The sequence below is a fragment of the Haliovirga abyssi genome, from assembly GCF_030295325.1.
Taxonomy (GTDB): domain Bacteria; phylum Fusobacteriota; class Fusobacteriia; order Fusobacteriales; family Haliovirgaceae; genus Haliovirga; species Haliovirga abyssi.
In genome coordinates this window covers 616,107-635,661 of record NZ_AP027059.1, presented here as the reverse complement: position 1 = coordinate 635,661, position 19,555 = coordinate 616,107, and the positions used below count along the sequence as shown (strand labels likewise).

Sequence of the window (19,555 nt, the reverse complement as noted above, 5' to 3'; positions counted from 1 at the left end):
TTTCATATTTTATTATAAAAAAATTGTTTCTAATCCATTCATATATTATTTTATATTATTTTTCAAAAACTATTTTTTCCACATCATCATATACCTTTGCAAAATAAAATTTCATATCTTTTTTTATTTCAGAAGGCAATTTTTCTGTATCGACCTCGTTATCTATTGGTAAAATAACTTCTCTTATTCCAACTCTATGAGCTCCAATCACTTTTTCTTTTATTCCACCAACAGGTAAAACTTCTCCTGTAATTGTTATTTCTCCTGTCATTGCAATATCTTGTCGAACTTTTCTATTACTTAGAATAGACACTATTGCAGTTGTTATTGTTATCCCTGCAGATGGACCATCTTTTGGAACAGCACCCTCTGGAAAATGTAAATGCACATCAGATTTTTCATAACAATCTATTGATATTTTAAAATCTTCTGCTTTTGACTTTACAAAACTATGTGCTACTTGTGCAGATTCCTTCATCACATCTCCTAATTTCCCAGTTAGAAGAAGTTTTCCTTTCCCTTGCATTTTTATAGACTGAACTTCTAAAGTTGTTCCTCCAACTGATGTCCATGCTAATCCATTTACTACCCCAATTTTCCCCTCTTTTATTCTCATTTTATCAGGTCTATATTTAGCATTTCCTAAATAACTTTTTAGATTTTTTAAATTTACTATTACATCTTTTTTATCAAATTCTAATATATTTTTAGCACCTTTTCTAAAAATTCTATCTAGTTCTCTTTTTAATCCTCTCACTCCAGCTTCTCTAGTATATTCATTAATTATACGCAATAAAGCTTTATCTGAAACTTTTACTTTATAATCTTTTAATCCATTTTCTTCTTGAGATTTTTTCAAAAGATGTTTTTTCGCTATATTTAATTTTTCAAATTCTGTATAACTATCTAATGTAATTATTTCAAGTCTATCTCTTAAAGGTCCTGGAATTTCTCCAAGATTATTTGCTGTGGTTATAAAAAATATATTTGACAAATCAAATGGCATATCTACATAATGGTCAGTAAATTCTCTATTTTGTTCAGGATCTAATACTTCTAACAGTGCAGAAGATGGATCTCCTCTAAAATCAGTTGCCATTTTATCTATTTCATCAAATAATATAAGTGGATTATTTGTACCTACATGTTTTAATTCCTTTATAATTCTTCCAGGCATTGCCCCAATATATGTTCTTCTATGCCCTCTTATTTCTGCTTCATCTCTAACTCCACCTAATGAAATTCTGCTGAATTTTCTACCTAGTGATCTAGCTATTGATTTCGCAAGTGATGTTTTTCCTATACCAGGAGGTCCAACTAAACATAAAATTGTTCCTGATAATTTATTATTTAATTTCTTTACAGCCAAAAATTCTAATATTCTTTCTTTTACTTCTTCTAATCCATAATGGTCTTCATCTAGAATTTTTTTTGCTTTTTTTATATTTAATGTATCTTTTGTCGCTTCATTCCAAGGTAGCTCTAATATAATTTCTATATATACTCTTGTTAATGATGCTTCTGATGAATGAGAAGGCATTTTCATAAGTCTTGATAATTCTTTTTCTAGTTTTTCTCTTGCATATTTTGGCAAGTTAGATTTTTCAATTTTTTCTTTTAATTCTGCAAGTTCATCTCCTGATTTCTTTTCCCCTAATTCTTCTTGAATTGCTTTCACTTTTTCTCTTAAATAATAATTTTTTTGAATATTTGTCATTTGTTCTTTTACTTTTTTATCTATTTCTCTTTCTAATTCTAAAATTTCTACTTCATGAGTTAAAACTTCAATTAATTTATATCCATAATCTTCTAAAGTAAAAATCTCTAAAAGTTCTTGCTTTCTTTGAGTTGAAATATTTAAATTAGCACTAATTAAATCAAACATTTTTGAAGTTGAATCTATACCTCTTAAATTTAAAACCAACTCTGGAGAAACTTTATTTGTAATTCTTGCATATTTTTCAAATATAGTAATAACTTTTCTTTTAGTTGCTTCTAATTGTTCTTCATCAACTGTTTCAAAATTTATATTTTCATATTTTCCTGAAATTTCATCTTTATTTTCTATAACTTCTAATAATCTTACTCTATTTTTAACTTCTACAAGAGTTTTTATTGTGGAATCAGGCATTTTAACTGTTTGCACAATATTTACAAGCAATCCTATATCATATATATCTTCTGGTAATTTTATTTTTTCTTTTGTTTTTTCTTTTTGCATAAATAATATCATTTGATTATTATCTAATAAAGATTTTTGTAAACTACCAATACTTTTTTTTCTTCCTATAAATATTGGTGCTATTACACCTGGAAAAAGTAATAAATCTCTTGCAGGAATAAGTGGTGCTTGCTTCATAATTCCCTCCTGTTTTATGCTGATTTTTCATCAGTCTTTTTTATAATTACTTTACTACTATCACTAATTGATTCTTTTGTTATAATTACTTTTTCTACATTATCCATAGATGGTATTTTATACATTAAATCAAGCATAGATGCTTCCATTATTGAACGAAGTCCTCTTGCTCCTGTTTTTCTTTTTATTGCTTGTTTAGCTATCTCTTCTAATGCTTCTTTTTCAATTTCTATTTCTACATTTTCCATATCAAAAAATTTCTCATATTGTTTTACAAGTGCATTTTTTGGCTCTGTAAGAATATTTATCAAAGCTTTTTCATCCAAAGATTCTAAAACTGTTATTATAGGTAATCTTCCAATTAATTCTGGAATAAGCCCGTATCTAGTTAAATCTTCTGGTAATACTTTTCCTAACATATTTTCTTTTTCATTTTCTTTCTTTGATTTTATATCTGCCCCAAATCCTATTGATTTTTCATTAGTTCTATGTTTTATTATCCCCTCTAATCCATCAAAAGCTCCACCAACTATAAACAAAATATTTTTAGTATCAATTTCTAAAAATTCTTGATTTGGGTGCTTTCTTCCTCCATTAGGTGGAATATTAGATTTTGTTCCTTCAATTATTTTTAACAAAGATTGCTGTACTCCTTCACCTGATACATCTCTTGTGATAGAAGTGTTTTCTGATTTTCTTGCAATTTTATCTATTTCATCTATATATATTATCCCAGTTTCTGCTGCTTTTTCATCCATATTAGCATTTTGAACTAATCTTACCAATACATTTTCAACGTCTTCTCCTACATACCCTGCTTCTGTTAATGTTGTTGCATCTGCAATTGCAAATGGAACTTTTAATATTTTTGCTAATGTTTCTGCTAATAAAGTTTTTCCACTACCTGTAGGCCCTATTACTAAAACATTACTTTTTTGAAGTTCTACATCATCTTCTTTATTTGAATTCTTTTTCTTACTTAATATTCTCTTATAATGATTATATACAGCTACAGACAAAACTCTTTTAGTCTCATCTTGCCCTATTACATATTCATCTAATTTATTTTTTAATTCTTGTGGTTTTAATAAATTTATATCTGAAACATTACTAGAAAATTTTTCTCCTTCTATATCTATCATATCATAACAAGCTTCTACGCATTCATCACATATATATACATTAGGACCTGCTATTAATCTATAAACTTCATCTTCTGATTTTCCACAAAATGAACAAGATGCTTTTTTAGCCATTAATTTTCACCTCTTTTTTTATAAAAAACTTTATCAATCAATCCATATTTTACTGCTTCTTCTGCTGACATAAAGTTATCTCTTTCAGTATCTTTTTTTATTTTTTTCAAAGTTTGACCTGTATGTTTTACTAAAATATTTTCTGTAATATTTCTAATTCTCAATATCTCTTTTGTATGAATCTCTATATCTGTAGCTTGACCTTGTGCTCCTCCAAGTGGTTGATGTATCATTATTCTAGAAGTTGCTAAAGAATATCTTTTTCCTTTTGCTCCCGCTGTTAATAATAAAGAACCCATACTTGCTGCTTGCCCAATACAAACAGTTGATACATCTGGTTTTATATATTGCATTGTATCGTATATTGCAAGCCCTGAAGTAACTACTCCTCCTGGACTATTTATATACATAATAATATCTTTATCTGGATCTTGTGCCTCTAAAAATAGCAATTGTGCAACTATAGCATTAGAAACTTGATCATTTATTTCTGTTCCTAAAAATATAATTCTATCTTTTAATAATCTTGAATATATATCATAAGCTCTCTCTGAATTCCCTGTATTTTCAATAACTACTGGACTATACATATTATACCTCCTAAAAAATATTTTAAAAATAATTTTGTTATTTTTAAACCATTCCTAAATATTTATTAGGCCACAACATAAGTTGTGGCCCTTTTTTTATTTTTCTATTGTTTCACTTACTAATAAATCTATAGTTTTTTGAGTTATTTTTTCAAGTTTTAAACTTTCTAAGAAATTTTCATAATTTCCTTTTGCTTTTAACTCAGCTCTTAATTTTTCTATTTCCATTCCATAATATTTAGCAACTTCTGCCATTCTTTCTTCTATCTCTTCTTCTTTTACTTCTACATTTTCAAGTTTTGCAATTTCATTTATGATTAAATCAACTTTTACTTTATCTGCTGCAATTGGTCTCAATTGAGCTTCTAAATCCTCTTTTTTCATTTGATTCATTGATAAGTATAAATCAATTGAAATTCCTTGTGATTGCAATTGAGCTTCATATTCTGCAATTCTTGCTTTAACCTCTTGTTTTATTAATGCTTCTGGAATTTCTATTTCTGATCCAGCTTTTATTTTTTCTAATATAGTATTTATAAATCCATTTTCTATTTTAGAATTTTCTCTTTCTCTAATTTCTATCTCTTTTTTTTCTTTCAAATCTGCTAAAGTTTCAAACCCAGCCTCTTTAGCAAATTCATCATTAAGTTCTGGAAGCTCCATTCTTTTTATTGCATTAACTTTTACTTTGAAAATTGCTGCTTTTCCTGCAAGATCTTCTTTATATTGTTCAGGAAAATTTACGCTTACATCAAATTCATCTCCAACTTTATGTCCCACTATTTGATCTTCAAAATTATCTATAAAACTATGACTTCCTAATTTAAGATCATAATTTTCTCCTTTTCCACCTTCGAAAGCAACTCCATCAACAAATCCTTCAAAATTTATTGATACAGTATCATCTAATTTTGCTTCTTCACCTTCTGCAACTTCTTTTAATTTTCCACTTTTATCTTGTAATTTTCTTAACTCTTCTTCTACATGTTCATCTTTTAATTCAAATTTTTCTTTTTCTATCTCTAATCCTTTATATTGTCCTACTTTTACTTCTGGCATAACATCAACTGTTAATACTACTTCTATTTTATCTTCTGTACTCTCTACTTTCATTATATTAGCATAATCTATTGGTTTTAATCCTTCTTTATCTAATATTGTCCCATAATTGCTATTAACTGCTTTTTCTGCTAATTCTTCTTTTACTGCTTCTTCAAATTGTTTAAGAATAACTGAATCAGGAGCTTTCCCTTTTCTGAAGCCAGGTATTTCAGCTTTTCCTCTTATTTTATTCACAACTTCTTTAGTATATTTTTTTACTTCTTCTCCCTCTAATTTAATTAAAATTTCTACTCTTGAATTCTCTAATTTTTTTACTTCATAATTCATAATTTTACTTCCTCCTTGATATTTTAATTTTTGTTTTTTTTAATTTAGAAACAGCTTAAAACATTTTATTTTCATCTATACTTTCTTTAAAATCTTTTATTTTTAGCTGTACTATTTCCTCACCTTTATTCCATATTTTTTCTGGATAATAAATTATATCAAATTTTTGAGCTAATGACAATATTTCTTTTAATTTATGTGCAATATTAAAGGATATAGAAGCCAATAACATATTATCTTTTCTTATATAACACTTAAAGTGCTGCATATCAACTCCAAAATATCTTATTGAATCAAAATACACTCCTTTTGTTAAAAAAACAGGTTGTTCATTTTCTAATCCAAAAGGTGCTAATTTATCCATATCTTCAAAAAAATCTTCATTAATTTCCTCTAAGCTTTTTATTTCCATATCTAATTTTTGTCGTTTTTTTAGAGTACAAACATCAAAATTTTCCAACCTATTTTTTAAATGATTTTCCAGTTCCTCTAAATTATCTTTTTTTGCTATAAATCCAACTGCAAAATCATGTCCTCCAAATCTAATAAATTTATCTGACTTTTGATTTAGTATCTCAAAAATATTTATTCCTTTAACACTTCTACAAGATGCTTTGCCATAATCCCCATTAATAGAAATTAATATTGTAGGTAATTTATATTTTAATGAAATTCTAGCTGCTACTACACCTATTACACCAGGATGCCACTCGCTGCTAGAATAAAAAATATATTTCTTACTACCTAATGTTTTTAATTTTTTTTCTACATCTTGATATATTTTTCGTTCTAAAGAACGTCTTGTTTTATTTGCTTCTTTCATCTCTTCTATAATATTATAAATTTTAAACTCATCTTCTTCAAGAAAAAAATCTACTCCTATTTTAGAATCTTTGATTCTACCTAAAGCATTTAACATTGGTGAAATATTAAAACTAATATCACTTGTGCTGATTTTTTTATGGTCTAATCTTAAATAGTGTATTAAATATTTTAACCCTTTTATATTACTATTATTTATAAGTTCAAGCCCTTTTTTTACTATTATTCTATTTTCTCCAGATAAGGGCATTACATCTGCAACTGTCCCAATCATAACTATATCTATAAATTTATATAAATCTTCTAATTTTTTATCATCATAAATATATATTGCTTGAGCTAATTTTAGAGCAACTCCTGCTCCTGCAAGAAACTCAAATTTATAATTTTTACTTATTTTAGGATTTATAGTTAGTACTTTATAATTATCAGTTTCCAACACTTTATGATGGTCAGTTACAATTATATCCATACCTAATTTTCTTGCGTGATTAATCTCTTCCTCAGAATTTATTCCAATATCAACTGTGATAATTAAATTTCCATTATTAGCTTTTATATACTCAATAGATTTTTTATTTAAACCATATCCCTCTTCCATTCTATTTGGAATATAATATCCAACATCAAACCCTATATTTCTAAGAGCAATAACGAGAAATGCTACAGAGGTTATTCCATCTACATCATAATCTCCATATATAAAAATTTTTTTTCCTTCTTCTCTTTTTTCTAATATACATTTTACCACTTCTTCCATATCTTCAAAATCAAATGGAGAATTAAAATTTTTATAGTCAACATCTAATAACAATTTTATTTCATTATCTAAAGTTATATTCCTTACATTTAATATAGTTCCCAGTCTTTGAGAGATATTATATTTTTTAGATATATCCCTAACTTTATCTATATCTGCATTCACACAATCCCATTCCATTTTATTCTCCCCAAAACAATTATTACTAATATAAAATGTTTTTTATATTTTCATCTCCGTAGGGGCGAACCCCTGTGTTCGCCCTTATTTATTTTTTCTATTATTATATATATTTTCAAAACTAAACTTTACAAACAGTTTAATGTTTCAAATCATTTAATATTTTATCTATTTTAGCTCCATATTCCATACTATCATCATGTTTTATTCTAAGTTCTGGAACATATCTAAGTCTCATCTCTTCGCTTACTCTTTTTCTTAAAAATCTTTTTACTTCTTCCACACCCTTCAAAACTTCTTTTGCATCTGCATTAAAAACACTTACATATACATCTGCAAATTTCATATCTTCTGTAACTTTTACTTTTGTAATAGATACTAATCCTTTTATTTTAGGATTTTTCACTTCTTCATAAAATAGCTTACTTATAAATCTAGCCATCTCTTTTTCTATTCCTGCTAATCTTCTTTTATTCATCTTTTTTCACTTCCTATCTAGGAATTTCTTCCATCATATAAGCTTCTATAATGTCGCCCTCTTTTATATCATTAAAGTTTGCTATTCCAATTCCACATTCTTGACCTACTATTGCATCTTTTGCATCACTAGTAAATCTTTTTAATGAAGATAATTCTCCTGTATATACAATTATTCCATTCCTCAAAACTCTAATTTCAGAATTTCTTTTTATTAATCCATCTACTACAACTGCTCCACCTATATTTCCTACATTTGTTATTTTAAATACTTTTTTTATTTCAACTCTTCCTTGATAAACCTCTTTAAATTTAGGCGAAAGCATACCTTTTATAGCTTCTGCTAGCTCTTCAGTTAAATGATAAATAACATTATAATTTCTAATTTCAACTTCTTCTTTTTCAGCTTCTAATCTAGCTTTTGTAGAAGGTCTTACATTAAATCCTATAATAATAGCATCTGATGCTTCTGCTAATTTTACATCTCCTTCTGATATAGCTCCTGCTGCTGCATAAATTATTTTTACTGCAACTTCTTCATTTGATAACTTTGAAATAGATTCTTTTAATACTTCTACAGAACCTCTTGTATCAGCTTTTATTATTAATTTTAACTCTTTAAATTCTTCGCCTTCTATTTTATCATGAAGTCTATCAAGACTTATATGACCTCTTTGTTGATAATCTCTTGCTTTATTTTCTAATTGCATTTGTTCAACTATTTTTTTACCTTGTTTATCATTTTGAACTGCATAAACTACATCTCCAGCTTCAGGAACTTTATCAAACCCTATAATTTCTACTGGTTGAGATGGTAATGCTTCTTTTATTCTTTTTCCTTTATCATCTGTCATAGCTCTTACTTTACCATATGATTCTCCTGCTATAACTGTATCTCCTACTTTCAAAGTCCCTTCTTGCATCAAAATATCTGCAACTGGACCTCTTTGTTGGTCTAATCTTGATTCTAAAACAACTGCTTTTGCTCTTTTTTTAGGATTAGCTTTTAATTCTAAAATTTCAGCTGTTACTACAATTGTATCTAATAAATCTTGTAAATTAATTCTTTTTTTCGCAGAAATTTCTACAAAATCTGTAGTTCCTCCCCATTCAGCTGGTAACAAATCATATTCTGAAAGTTCTTGTTTCACTCTCATTGGATTAGCTCCATCTTTATCTATTTTATTTACTGCTACAATTATAGGTACTTCTGCTTCCTTAGCATGAGCTATTGCCTCTATTGTTTGTGGCATAACTCCATCATCAGCAGCTACTACTAATACTGCTATATCTGTAACTTTTGCTCCACGAGCTCTCATTTCCGTAAAAGCTTCATGACCTGGAGTATCTATAAATGTTATTTTTTGTCCATCTTTTATTATTTGATATGCACCTATTCTTTGAGTGATTCCTCCAGCTTCTCCTTCAGCAACTGTTGTCTCTTTTATTGCATCTAATAACGAAGTTTTACCATGATCAACATGCCCCATTACAGTTATTACTGGCGGTCTATCTAATAACTCTTCTTCTTTATCTTCTATTTCCAAACTAAATTTCTCACCATATGTTTCTTCTTCTTTTTCTTCTTGTTCTACTAAATATCCATATGATTCTGCTATCTCTTCTACTAATTCAAACTCTATATTACTATTTATTGTAAATGCTTTACCTTGAAGAAATAAAGTTTTAATTATTTCAGTAGGCGAAATATTCATTTTTTCTGCTAACTCTTTTATTGTTATTTCACTTAAAATGTTTATAACTTTTAACTCTTCTTCCTTGGCTTTTTCTTCTGCTATTTTGGCTTTTTTCATCTCTTTAGCTTTTCTTTGTTCCTCTTTTTGTTCTTTCATTTTTTCTTTTTTACTTTTTTTAACATCTAATTTTTTCTTAATTATTTCAACCTGCTCCTCTGTCAATCCTGATAAATGAGATGAAACTGCAATATCCCACTCATTTAATTTTTCTAAAAAATCTTTATTTGAAATCCCATATTCTTTTGCTAATTCATGCACTCTTATTTTATGTGTCATGTTATTACCTCCCTAACGCTTTAAAAAAACCTCCTGCAATTTTTTTATTTAAAATTGCAATAACAGTAACTTCGTCTTTTCCAAACAACTCTCCTAATTCTTCTTTTGTCGAAAATTTTACAATAGGAATTTTTTTATCCTTTATTCCAAATTTTATTTTTTCTTCATTTTTTTTACTTATATCTTCAGCTAACACAAGTAAAGAAGCTTTATTTCTAGCCACTTGCTCTTGTACAAGTTTTATTCCAAATGTTACTTTTCCTGAGTTTATTATAGATTTCAAAGCTTTTATTGGCTCTTTTCTCGCTATTTTTATTTTGTTCATAAGTAATAATAATAGTTCTGTATCAATATTATATTTTTTATTTTTTGAAATCTTTTTTACACAAAGTGGTGATTTGCATATATATATACTTCTACCATCCATTTTATGTTTTTCATCTAATACATATTTTCCTTCTCGCTCTACTAATTTAAAAAGAGTTGCCTTCTCTGCTGTTTCTTTACAAGCTACGCAAGTTCTTATTGGATTACTCTTCATCTTCTTTCACTATATCCTCTTTTTTTTCTTCTGTTTTTATATCTACTCTTATTCCTGTTAATTTTGCTGCAAGTCTTGCATTTTGACCACTTTTCCCAATAGCTAATGATAATTGGTCTGGTGTCACAATCACTCTTGCCCCTTCTCCTGCTATAATTTTTACTGATTTTACTTTCGCCGGACTTAAAGCATTTGCTACATATTCCTCTTTATCTTCCACCCATTTTACTATATCTATTTTTTCTCCATTTAGTTCCCTTACGACCTCTTTAATTCTCATTCCGTTTTGACCTATACATGCCCCAACCGTATCAACATTAATATCTTCTGAATATACTGCGACTTTGCTTCTATTTCCTGCTTCTCTAGCTATTGATTTCACTTCTATTACTCCATCTTCTATCTCTGGAATTTCTATTTCAAATAATTTTTTTACCAATTCTGGTCTTTTTCTTGATATGATTATTTTAGGATGTTTTGTAGTTTTTTCTACTCCTGCTACATATACTTTTATTCTTTCTCCAACTCTATAAACATCTCCTATTGATTGTTCTATTGTTGGTAATAATATTTCATTTAATCCAATTTCTATAAAAACATTTCCTCTTTCATCAATTCTTCTTATTGTTCCAGTTATAATACTATCTTCTTTTTCTTTAAAATCTGAAAAAAGAGTTTCTCTTTCTGCCTCTCTTACTTTTTGGATAACTATTTGTTTTGCATTTTGAATTGCATTTCTTTTAAACGCTTCACATTTCTCTTCAATCTCAATTTCATCACCAATTTCGACTGTCTTATCATAAGACCTTGCTTCTTTCAAAGAAATCTCATCATGATTAGAAGGTAATTCGTCTACAACTCTTTTTATAGCATAAACTTTTACATACCCTTTTTTTCTGTCAATCCTAATAGTAGCCTCTTTCTCTTCACCATAATTTTTTTTATATGCTGCTAAAAGAGCTTGTTCTACTGTTTCTATCATTTTTTCTTTTTCAATACCTTTTTCTTCTTCTAATTGTGATAAGGCATTTAAAAAAGCCTTAAAATCTTTTTCTTTCATCATTCCCTCCTGCTAAATTTCTTCAAATTCAAATATCAAATTGGCTTTTTTTACATTTTTAAATTCTATCTCTATAATTTCATTTTCTACTTCTAAATTTATTATTCCATTTTCATATTTTTTTATTCTTCCTTCAAATTTCCTTTTATCCATTATCTTTTGTCTTGTTCTAATTAAAGCTTTTTCCCCTTCAAATCTAGAAAAATCTTTTTCTTTTTTTAAAGGTCTCTCTAGTCCAGGTGAAGATACTTCTAAAAAAAACTTATCTTTCACAATAGAATCAACTTTTTCTTCCACTGCTCTACTTACTTTTTCACAATCATCAAGATCTACTCCACCATCTTTGTCTATGTAAACTCTTATAAATAGATGACTTCCATCTTGCACATACTCAACATCTACAAGTTCTAATTTCATCTCTTCTGTAATTGGTTCTATAATTGCAAAAATTTGTTCTTGTATTTCCATAAATTCACCCCCTAAAATAAAAAGTGGGTTTTCACCCACTTTAATAAGAATTTATTCTATTATAACACTTTTAAAAGATTCTTTCAATACTTTTTCAATATTTTAAAAATGGTGCGCTATACAGGGGTCGAACCTGTGACAACACGATTAAAAGTCGTGTGCTCTACCAACTGAGCTAATAGCGCAATTTACTTGGAGCGGGAAACGAGGGTCGAACTCGCGACATTCAGCTTGGAAGGCTGACGCTCTACCATCTGAGCTATTCCCGCTCAAGGCAAAAGAAGTATATCATAAAAACTTTATCTTGTCAAACTTTTTTTTTATATTTTTATTTTTTCTAATTTTGTCATCACTTTAATTTCTCTTTTATACATAAAAAAAGTTACTATAAACCCCATTGTATCTGCTAGTGGAAACGAAATCCAAACTCCATTTAATTTAAAAAACATTGGTAAAACAATAACTAGAGGAATTAAAAATAGTACTTGTCTACTTAAAGCTAAAAACAGTGCTGGTTTTGCTTTCCCAATTGATTGGAAAAATCCTCCTCCTATTATTTGAAAACCTATTAAAGGAAATGCAATTACAATTATTTTCACTGCAAATGCAGAAGAATTAATTAGATCTATATCCTTTGTAAAAATAGAGGAAATTTGTACTGAAAACAGTTGAGATACTAAAAATCCTACTATTGAAAAAAGAGTTACTACTTTTATAGCTAGCCTTAATACATTTTTTACTCTTGTATAATCTTTAGAACCATAATTAAATCCAACTATTGGTTGTACTCCTTGCACTACTCCAAACATTGGCATAAATACAAACATCATAAATCTATTTACAATACCAAATGCTGCAATAGATGTATCTCCACCATAAAATCCAAGCTCATTATTTAATATAATCGCCATAACACTTCCTGCTACCTGTCTTGCAAATGATGCTACTCCTACAGATACCATCTCTTTTAATATATCAAATTTAACTCTAAAATGTTTTAAATCAATCCTTAACATACTTTTTCCTGAATAAAAATAATAAATCAAATAAATCACAACAAAAATTTGAGATAAAACTGTAGCTATTGCCGCTCCTTTTACTCCCATATGAAATCCAAATATAAAAATAGGATCTAATATCGTATTCATTATTGCAGAGATTAACATAGACTTCATTGCCACTTTTGCATTTCCTTCTGATCTTACTATATTATTAACACTCATTGCAAAATTAGAAAATATAACTCCAACAAAAATAACTCCAATATAATCTCTTGCATATGGAAGAATTGTTGTTGTAGCTCCAAATATTTTTAATATATCATTAATAAATAGTAACCCAACTCCAGTTATTACAACACTTATTATAACTAGCGAAGATATCATTGTACCAAATATATTTTCTGCTTTTTCATCTTCATGAGCTCCTAAAGCTCTTGAGATCATGGAAGCTCCACCTATCCCAAATGTTTGGGCAATTGCCATTATTAACATCTGTATTGGAAATGCTATTGTTAATGCTCCTATTCCTAAAGTACCAACTCCTCTTCCTACAAATATTGTATCTACAACATTATATAACGCTTGAACTATCATTCCTATTGTAGCTGGCATAGATAATTTAAAAAGTAATTTCCCTATATTTTCTTTTGCTAACATCTCTTTTCTTTTATTCATTTTGTCCTCCTCGTGCTGTCTCTAAATTAATATTTATTTTACTTAGTAATTTTCGAATGACTATTTTTTCCTCATCTTCAAATCCACTCTCTAACATCTCGCTTGTTTCTTTTAATACTTTTTTACCTATATTCGCAATGTTTTTTCCTGATTCAGTTAGATGTAATCTATAATATCTTTTATCCTTTTCATCTTTTATTCTTGTGACATATCCTAAATCTACAAGTTTTTTTATCGCTCTACCTGTTGTTGCTTTATCCACTTTTAAAATCTCTGTTAACTTTTCTTGACACATTCCATCTTCATTTTGAATTTTCATTAAAAAATGGATTTTTCCTCCACTAATATTATAATCCTTCAATTCACTATTAATATACTCTCTTAATTTAAAAGCTATTCTTGATATTTGTCTGCCAAGAGAATTTTTTGCAATATTCATCTTGCCCTCCTTTAGTTGTGTATGCAACTATTGTAGCAAAAAAACAGTTGCATTGTCAACTGTTTTTTTGCTTTTATTTTTTTATAGCCCAAACTATTCCTTCTAAAGTTCCTTTGTTATATAACAGTCCCATATGGTTATCTGATACCGCTATTCTAAATCCATAATTCTTTGTATTATACTTTGCTCTATTTAACTCTCTTACCGCTTCTTTCCATTCGCCATTTGGTATTGAAGATCTTATTTCTACATATCCAATTCCAGCTAAGTCAGTTGCAAACTTATTATTTTTATAATTAATCCATAATTTTGTTTCTACTCCTCCAACTACTCCCCATTTTTTCTTATAATCTTTGGAATACCAAACTTTATTCATATCTTTTTGAAAACTATTATTCATACCTAAATCTCTCAATTGTCCAACTATTGGAACAGATGTAGAAACTCCTATATTTGGTGTTCCTACCGTTAATATTTTATATACACTATCCCAGTTTTTATCGTTTAATGTCATATATTTCCTAGCTACAAGGCCGCCCATACTGTGAGCAATTAAAACTACTTTTTCTTTTCCAGTTATTAGCTTTATTTTTTCAATAATCTCTTCTAATCGTTTTGCATAAGTAGTTAAATCTCCTTCTATAGATTCTTTTAGTGGATTCATTGTATAATATGATACATTCCAAACCCATGGCTTTTTACTTTTATTTTGATTTTCTGGGAAATAGTTATGAAATAATCCTTTACCATCTAAATATCTCATCTCATAATAATTTTCATTTGAAACTAAAGTTGCTGCTATATCCCAGTTTTTAAATCCTCCACCTATCCCATGTATAAAAACAATTGGATAATCTACTTTTTCTAACTTTTTCCAAAACTCTAGATTGTAAAAATTTGTATCTTTAGAAAATGCAATTGTTAAATTTAGTATAAAAAATCCAAATATTAAAAATTTTTTCATAATACGACTCCTTAATTTTAATCAGACCTCATCCCCAGCCCTTCTCCTATCTTAGGAGAATGGTGCAAAACAATAAACCCAATATCCACGCTATAGTTTTCTCCTAAGTTAGGAGAAAACGACAACAAGGAATGAGGTCTGTCAAAATAAACTTTTGTCATTAACTTTTAATTTCCCTAATTTAATAAATTTCTATTTGCTCTATTTCACAATTATAATCATCTAAACTATAACCTAATATATATAAATAGTTATCATTATTATAAATATCTATTTTTTCACTTGTTACATTTTTCATAAATTTCATGTTATAACTATTTTTATCATAAACAAATATAGTATTTCTATTATCAATTCCAACATTTAAAATTCGTCTAACTGTTGTTTTTGTTGAAAATATAATATTATCTTTTAAAATTTTAAAATCACTTATAAAATATCCATTTATATGTTTATGACTTTTTACAACTAGACTATTTTTATCTATACACAAAATATTTCCACCTGGATATCTATCCTCATCTGTATTAAAAGCTACATATAAATTTTCACCATCACTTTTAATTATTAAAATTTTCTCTCCTATAGATCTTGGCTTACCCTTATATTCAGTTTCCACTTTATCGCTTATTAATTTCCCTGTACTATATAAATTCTTTTCTAGAAAATTTCCGCTATAATCATAAGTTTTTATCACAAAGCCTTCTTCTAATTCTAGAATATTAGAAATTAAATAAATTTTTTCTTTTCCATAATAAATTCTTACTGGCATATCATCAAGTTCTAATATCTTACTCATATTTTTTAAACTTATAATTCCAACTTTATCAACATAATTTTCAACTTCTCCTAGTTTATTTTTATTCTCTTTAAATTTATATAACAAATAATTTTTATTGTCATCATTCAAATAATAATTTACTGCTTCTGTTTTCGAAATTTCTAATTCTTTCCCATTTGAAATATTTTTTAAAATACCATTTTCAACTGTATATTTTTCTAAATCATTATCAAAAAATATATTTTTCTCCTCTACAACATCTTCTTCAGATTTTACAATTAGATCATCATCATATTCTTTTAATTTAAGTATAAAATTATCTGTCTCAACCATATAAAGCTTATTATTTGAAAAAATTACTTTTTTTGGTTTTTTATTTAATTGTTTATTTTTTCTTATTTTATATAAATTATCTTTTATTTCTAAAATAGGACTATCGTAATACCTTGTGGAATGTTTTGGCTTATACCCAACTTTAATTCTAGCTAGCCCTCTTTTTTTAGCTTTTATTACATCTCCTATTATATCTATATTTTCAGTTCCATAATCTATTATCGAAAATATTTTATAATCTCTGCCCCATTGCCAGGTCTTTAATCTATTATCTGCTCCTACTGCTGCTACTAATAATTCCACACTATCACCAGTTTGAATAATTGTTTTATCTTTTGGAAAAACCGTTACTAATTTTGGATTTGCACATCCGTCTTCACTAGAAAAACATCCTATTAATGAAAAAACTAACCCTAAAACTATTGTGGTTCTTTTTATCTTTCTCATTTTATCATTTCTAATTTTCATAATTACCACCTTACCCTTTCTATAATTTATATTTTGCAAAAAAATAAAACTCTTTTTATTTCCGCTCCTTTGCTATTACCGGAAATATAATCTAAAATATCTTTATTTAATAAATTTCCATTTGCTCTATTTCACAATTATAATCATCTAAATTAGAGCTTAATAGATATAAATATCTATTATCAGTAAAAAGTTCTATTTTTTCTTTTGTTATTGTTTTTATAAACTTCATATTATAACTATTTTTATCATAACATATCAAAACATCTCTATAATCTTTCCCAGCTAACCGAACTCTTTCTTTTATAGTTTTTCCTAATATTGCAATAGTATTTCCAACCAATTCAAATTTATTTATAAAATAACCATCTATATGTTTATGTGATTTTACTTTCAAACTATTCTTATCTATTGTTAAAATATCGCCACCTGGATATTTTAATATTTCTGTATTATATCCAAGATATAAATTGTTTTCATCTCCTCTTAACATCAATCCCTCTTCATCATATACATCTGTATCATAAATATAATCTGATATTTTTTCAATTAATTTATCTATAAAATATGAAGTTGATTTGACTTTTTCACCATTATAATTATATTTTTCTAATATAACTATATTCTCTGCCAACTCATCATTTTTATATATTAAATAAAACATATCTTTTTCAATATATATATTCAATAAATTATTACAATAATCGTAATCAAAATTTATTTCTGTAACTTTTTTCATATTTTTAAGATCAATTACACCTATTTTATCTCTAATACTATCTATATAAAATAGATAATTATTATTTTTACTTTTAGAATAAAAAGATATACCACCTTTGTCAGATAATTCTAATTCCTCTCCTGTTTTTTTATTTTTCAATACTCCTTTTTCATATACATATTGCATAGAATCTTCATCAAAAAATAAATTGCTATATCCTGTATCTAAATTTTCTTCAGATATAACATCTAAATTCTCATTATATTCTTTCATTTTCAAATTAAAATCTTCATCATCAATTATATATATACTTCTATTTCTGGAAAAAATTTTTTTAGGCATCTTTTTTAATTTTAACATATTTTTCGATATATATATATTATCTTTAATAGTTATATCTGGAACATCACAATAATCCTCTCTATCATTATAGGCAAATTTCATTTTAACTATACCATTTTTTTTGGTTTTTAAAATATCGCCTACTAACTCTACATTATTAGCTCCAGCTTCTACTGTTGAAGCTACCCCAGAATCACTACTATAAGAACCACTTAATTCTCCATTACAAATCTGATTTACAGATAATTTTAAAGTGTCTCCTTTTTGCATTACAATTTTTTCATTAGGAAAAACTGCTATTCCTTCTAAATGAACATACTCAGAAACAACAAAACATCCTCCCAGTAACAGTAAAAATATAAAAATAAAAACTATTTTATAAAACTTTAATTTTTTCATAGTTATCTTCCTCCCCTTTACAATCTATATTTTATAAATATCCCTATACTTTCTTTTGAGTGTTCTATTTGATATTCTGTCTCTTCTCCAAATTCAATTTTTCGTGAATAATCATTTTCTCTTTCTATTAATATAAAATCATAAAAAGCTTCAACTTCTAACCTTTTAAAAATGGTAATACCGTACCCACAAGAAGTATAAATTCCAGGTTCTTTGTATGAATCTACCTTCACTGCACCTAAATTCAAATAACAATAAGGTGAAAAATTAGTTTTTTTTAACATTCCATATCTCACAATCAAATATCCCGGTATATTTACAACATCCCCTATTTCATTAAAATCTACATCTACACCTATCCCTAAATCAAAATATCTAAATCTTTTAATTTCCTCTATTGACAATTTGTAATCAGCTGTATCTGTCTGTTCACTGTATCCAACTACATTTCCATTCACTACTGTATTTAAGCTATTACGTGAATCCGCTTTGTAACCAAATCCGATTTCTAAGCTATATGCAAACGTCCCAATTAAAAAGAATAAAATATATAATATTTTTTTCATAGCCATCTCCTTTTTTTAGTTCAATTTTCATATGAATTTTGAATTTTGAATAATTTTGAATTGTATATTCTTTGAGAAAGTTGAAATGTATATATCATATGAAAATTGAATTTTTTATTTGCTTCACACAAAATATTTTACCATATAAATTAATATTTTTTTCAAAACTTTCACAAAAAGACCTTTTTCATACGCAAAAAGGTCTTTTTCTTGAGCGAACTATAATTATTAATTATCAAAACAACTTATAACTTTTCTATTCTTCAAATTTTCTCTTATCTCTCTTAGTTTTTTCTTTGTATAATATACTTTTCTCCCTGAATTAAATATAATAGATTCATCATAATAATCTATAAATTTTATTCTGTTTATATTTGCTATTGTTCCTCTATCTATTCTTATTAAAAAATTGAAAAGTTGAAAATACTTTTCTAATTCAGATAAATTTTTTCCAATATAATACTCTTCATTTCCAAAATACAATATACTTTTTCTCCTGTTTCTATCATAAATTATATATTCAATTTTATCTATTTCTATTAAAACCTCTTTTCCATCATCTACTTTTACAAAAAAATTCTTTTTTCTCTTTATTTTCTTTTTTTCATTTTCAATAACTTTTTCAATACTCAAATATTCCTCTTTCTCAATATAGTTATTTATTAATCCGAAATTATAAAGATCTCTTAAAATTTTTCCATCAATATTATTTCCAAATACAATTAATATAATTCCCATCTCTTTTAATTTTGATAATATAAAATATAGATTATCTAAATTTTCTGGAATTAATAAAACTTCAATATCGCTATTATCAATTTCATAAAAAAAACTATCTCCCTTTTCAAATTCAAAAAAAGATAACTTAATATTTATATTTTCCAAAAGTAAATAAAATTGTATATCTTTTATTATTCCAATTTTTCCCATA

At 26.9% G+C, this 19,555-nt stretch carries 17 protein-coding genes and 2 tRNA genes; all 19 read right to left on the bottom strand.

What is annotated here, in order from left to right; translation table 11 throughout:
* Positions 1-55: 55 nt before the first annotated feature.
* The 19 genes from lon to RDY08_RS02700 all read right to left on the bottom strand — a co-directional run bounded on the left by lon (position 56) and on the right by RDY08_RS02700 (position 19,554).
* Positions 56-2,359: an endopeptidase La gene (gene lon / locus RDY08_RS02790; protein ID WP_307904903.1), complete on the bottom strand. Its 2,304-nt coding sequence runs from the start codon at positions 2,357-2,359 to the stop codon at positions 56-58.
* A 14-nt stretch (positions 2,360-2,373) separates the two neighbouring features.
* On the bottom strand, positions 2,374-3,615 hold the full coding sequence (gene clpX / locus RDY08_RS02785; protein WP_307904902.1) for an ATP-dependent Clp protease ATP-binding subunit ClpX: 1,242 nt from the start codon (positions 3,613-3,615) through the stop codon (positions 2,374-2,376).
* Positions 3,615-4,205, bottom strand: a complete 591-nt coding sequence (gene clpP / locus RDY08_RS02780) for an ATP-dependent Clp endopeptidase proteolytic subunit ClpP (RefSeq protein ID WP_307904901.1) — start codon at positions 4,203-4,205, stop codon at positions 3,615-3,617. The genes clpX and clpP overlap by 1 nt, the downstream gene beginning before the upstream one ends.
* 96 nt (positions 4,206-4,301) lie before the next feature.
* Complete coding sequence (tig, locus tag RDY08_RS02775) at positions 4,302-5,594, bottom strand: trigger factor (protein ID WP_307904900.1); 1,293 nt, start codon at positions 5,592-5,594, stop codon at positions 4,302-4,304.
* Between the two features lie 55 nt (positions 5,595-5,649).
* Positions 5,650-7,356, bottom strand: coding sequence for a single-stranded-DNA-specific exonuclease RecJ (recJ, locus tag RDY08_RS02770; RefSeq protein ID WP_307904899.1), 1,707 nt, complete (start codon positions 7,354-7,356; stop codon positions 5,650-5,652).
* Positions 7,357-7,495: 139 nt separating this feature from the next.
* Positions 7,496-7,834, bottom strand: coding sequence for a 30S ribosome-binding factor RbfA (gene rbfA, locus RDY08_RS02765; protein ID WP_307904898.1), 339 nt, complete (start codon positions 7,832-7,834; stop codon positions 7,496-7,498).
* 13 nt (positions 7,835-7,847) lie between these two features.
* Positions 7,848-9,866: a translation initiation factor IF-2 gene (infB, locus tag RDY08_RS02760; protein ID WP_307904897.1), complete on the bottom strand. Its 2,019-nt coding sequence runs from the start codon at positions 9,864-9,866 to the stop codon at positions 7,848-7,850.
* 4 nt (positions 9,867-9,870) lie between these two features.
* Positions 9,871-10,407 carry a DUF448 domain-containing protein gene (locus RDY08_RS02755; RefSeq protein ID WP_307904896.1) on the bottom strand — a complete coding sequence of 179 codons (537 nt, stop codon included), beginning with the start codon at positions 10,405-10,407 and terminating at the stop codon, positions 9,871-9,873.
* Complete coding sequence (gene nusA / locus RDY08_RS02750) at positions 10,397-11,467, bottom strand: transcription termination factor NusA (RefSeq protein WP_307904895.1); 1,071 nt, start codon at positions 11,465-11,467, stop codon at positions 10,397-10,399. The genes RDY08_RS02755 and nusA overlap by 11 nt, the downstream gene beginning before the upstream one ends.
* A gap of 12 nt (positions 11,468-11,479) precedes the next feature.
* A complete protein-coding gene (gene rimP / locus RDY08_RS02745; RefSeq protein ID WP_307904894.1) occupies positions 11,480-11,935 on the bottom strand; it encodes a ribosome maturation factor RimP in 456 nt (151 codons plus the stop codon).
* Between the two features lie 109 nt (positions 11,936-12,044).
* A tRNA-Lys gene (locus tag RDY08_RS02740) sits at positions 12,045-12,120 on the bottom strand.
* Positions 12,121-12,128: 8 nt separating this feature from the next.
* Positions 12,129-12,204 (bottom strand) — tRNA-Gly (locus RDY08_RS02735).
* 51 nt (positions 12,205-12,255) lie between these two features.
* Positions 12,256-13,611: an MATE family efflux transporter gene (locus tag RDY08_RS02730; protein ID WP_307904893.1), complete on the bottom strand. Its 1,356-nt coding sequence runs from the start codon at positions 13,609-13,611 to the stop codon at positions 12,256-12,258.
* Complete coding sequence (locus RDY08_RS02725) at positions 13,604-14,050, bottom strand: MarR family winged helix-turn-helix transcriptional regulator (RefSeq protein ID WP_307904892.1); 447 nt, start codon at positions 14,048-14,050, stop codon at positions 13,604-13,606. Before RDY08_RS02725 ends, RDY08_RS02730 begins: the two co-directional genes overlap by 8 nt.
* A gap of 73 nt (positions 14,051-14,123) precedes the next feature.
* Positions 14,124-15,014, bottom strand: a complete 891-nt coding sequence (locus RDY08_RS02720; RefSeq protein ID WP_307904891.1) for an esterase/lipase family protein — start codon at positions 15,012-15,014, stop codon at positions 14,124-14,126.
* A gap of 181 nt (positions 15,015-15,195) precedes the next feature.
* Complete coding sequence (locus RDY08_RS02715) at positions 15,196-16,596, bottom strand: hypothetical protein (protein ID WP_307904890.1); 1,401 nt, start codon at positions 16,594-16,596, stop codon at positions 15,196-15,198.
* Positions 16,597-16,702: 106 nt separating this feature from the next.
* Positions 16,703-18,058, bottom strand: a complete 1,356-nt coding sequence (locus RDY08_RS02710) for a hypothetical protein (RefSeq protein WP_307904889.1) — start codon at positions 18,056-18,058, stop codon at positions 16,703-16,705.
* A 17-nt stretch (positions 18,059-18,075) separates the two neighbouring features.
* The gene (locus RDY08_RS02705) at positions 18,076-18,624 is read right to left on the bottom strand and encodes a hypothetical protein (RefSeq protein WP_307904888.1); all 549 of its coding nucleotides are present in this window, start codon (positions 18,622-18,624) and stop codon (positions 18,076-18,078) included.
* A gap of 228 nt (positions 18,625-18,852) precedes the next feature.
* Entirely contained in the window at positions 18,853-19,554 is a 702-nt protein-coding gene (locus tag RDY08_RS02700) for a LytTR family DNA-binding domain-containing protein (protein WP_307904887.1), read from the bottom strand.
* Position 19,555 lies beyond the last annotated feature (1 nt).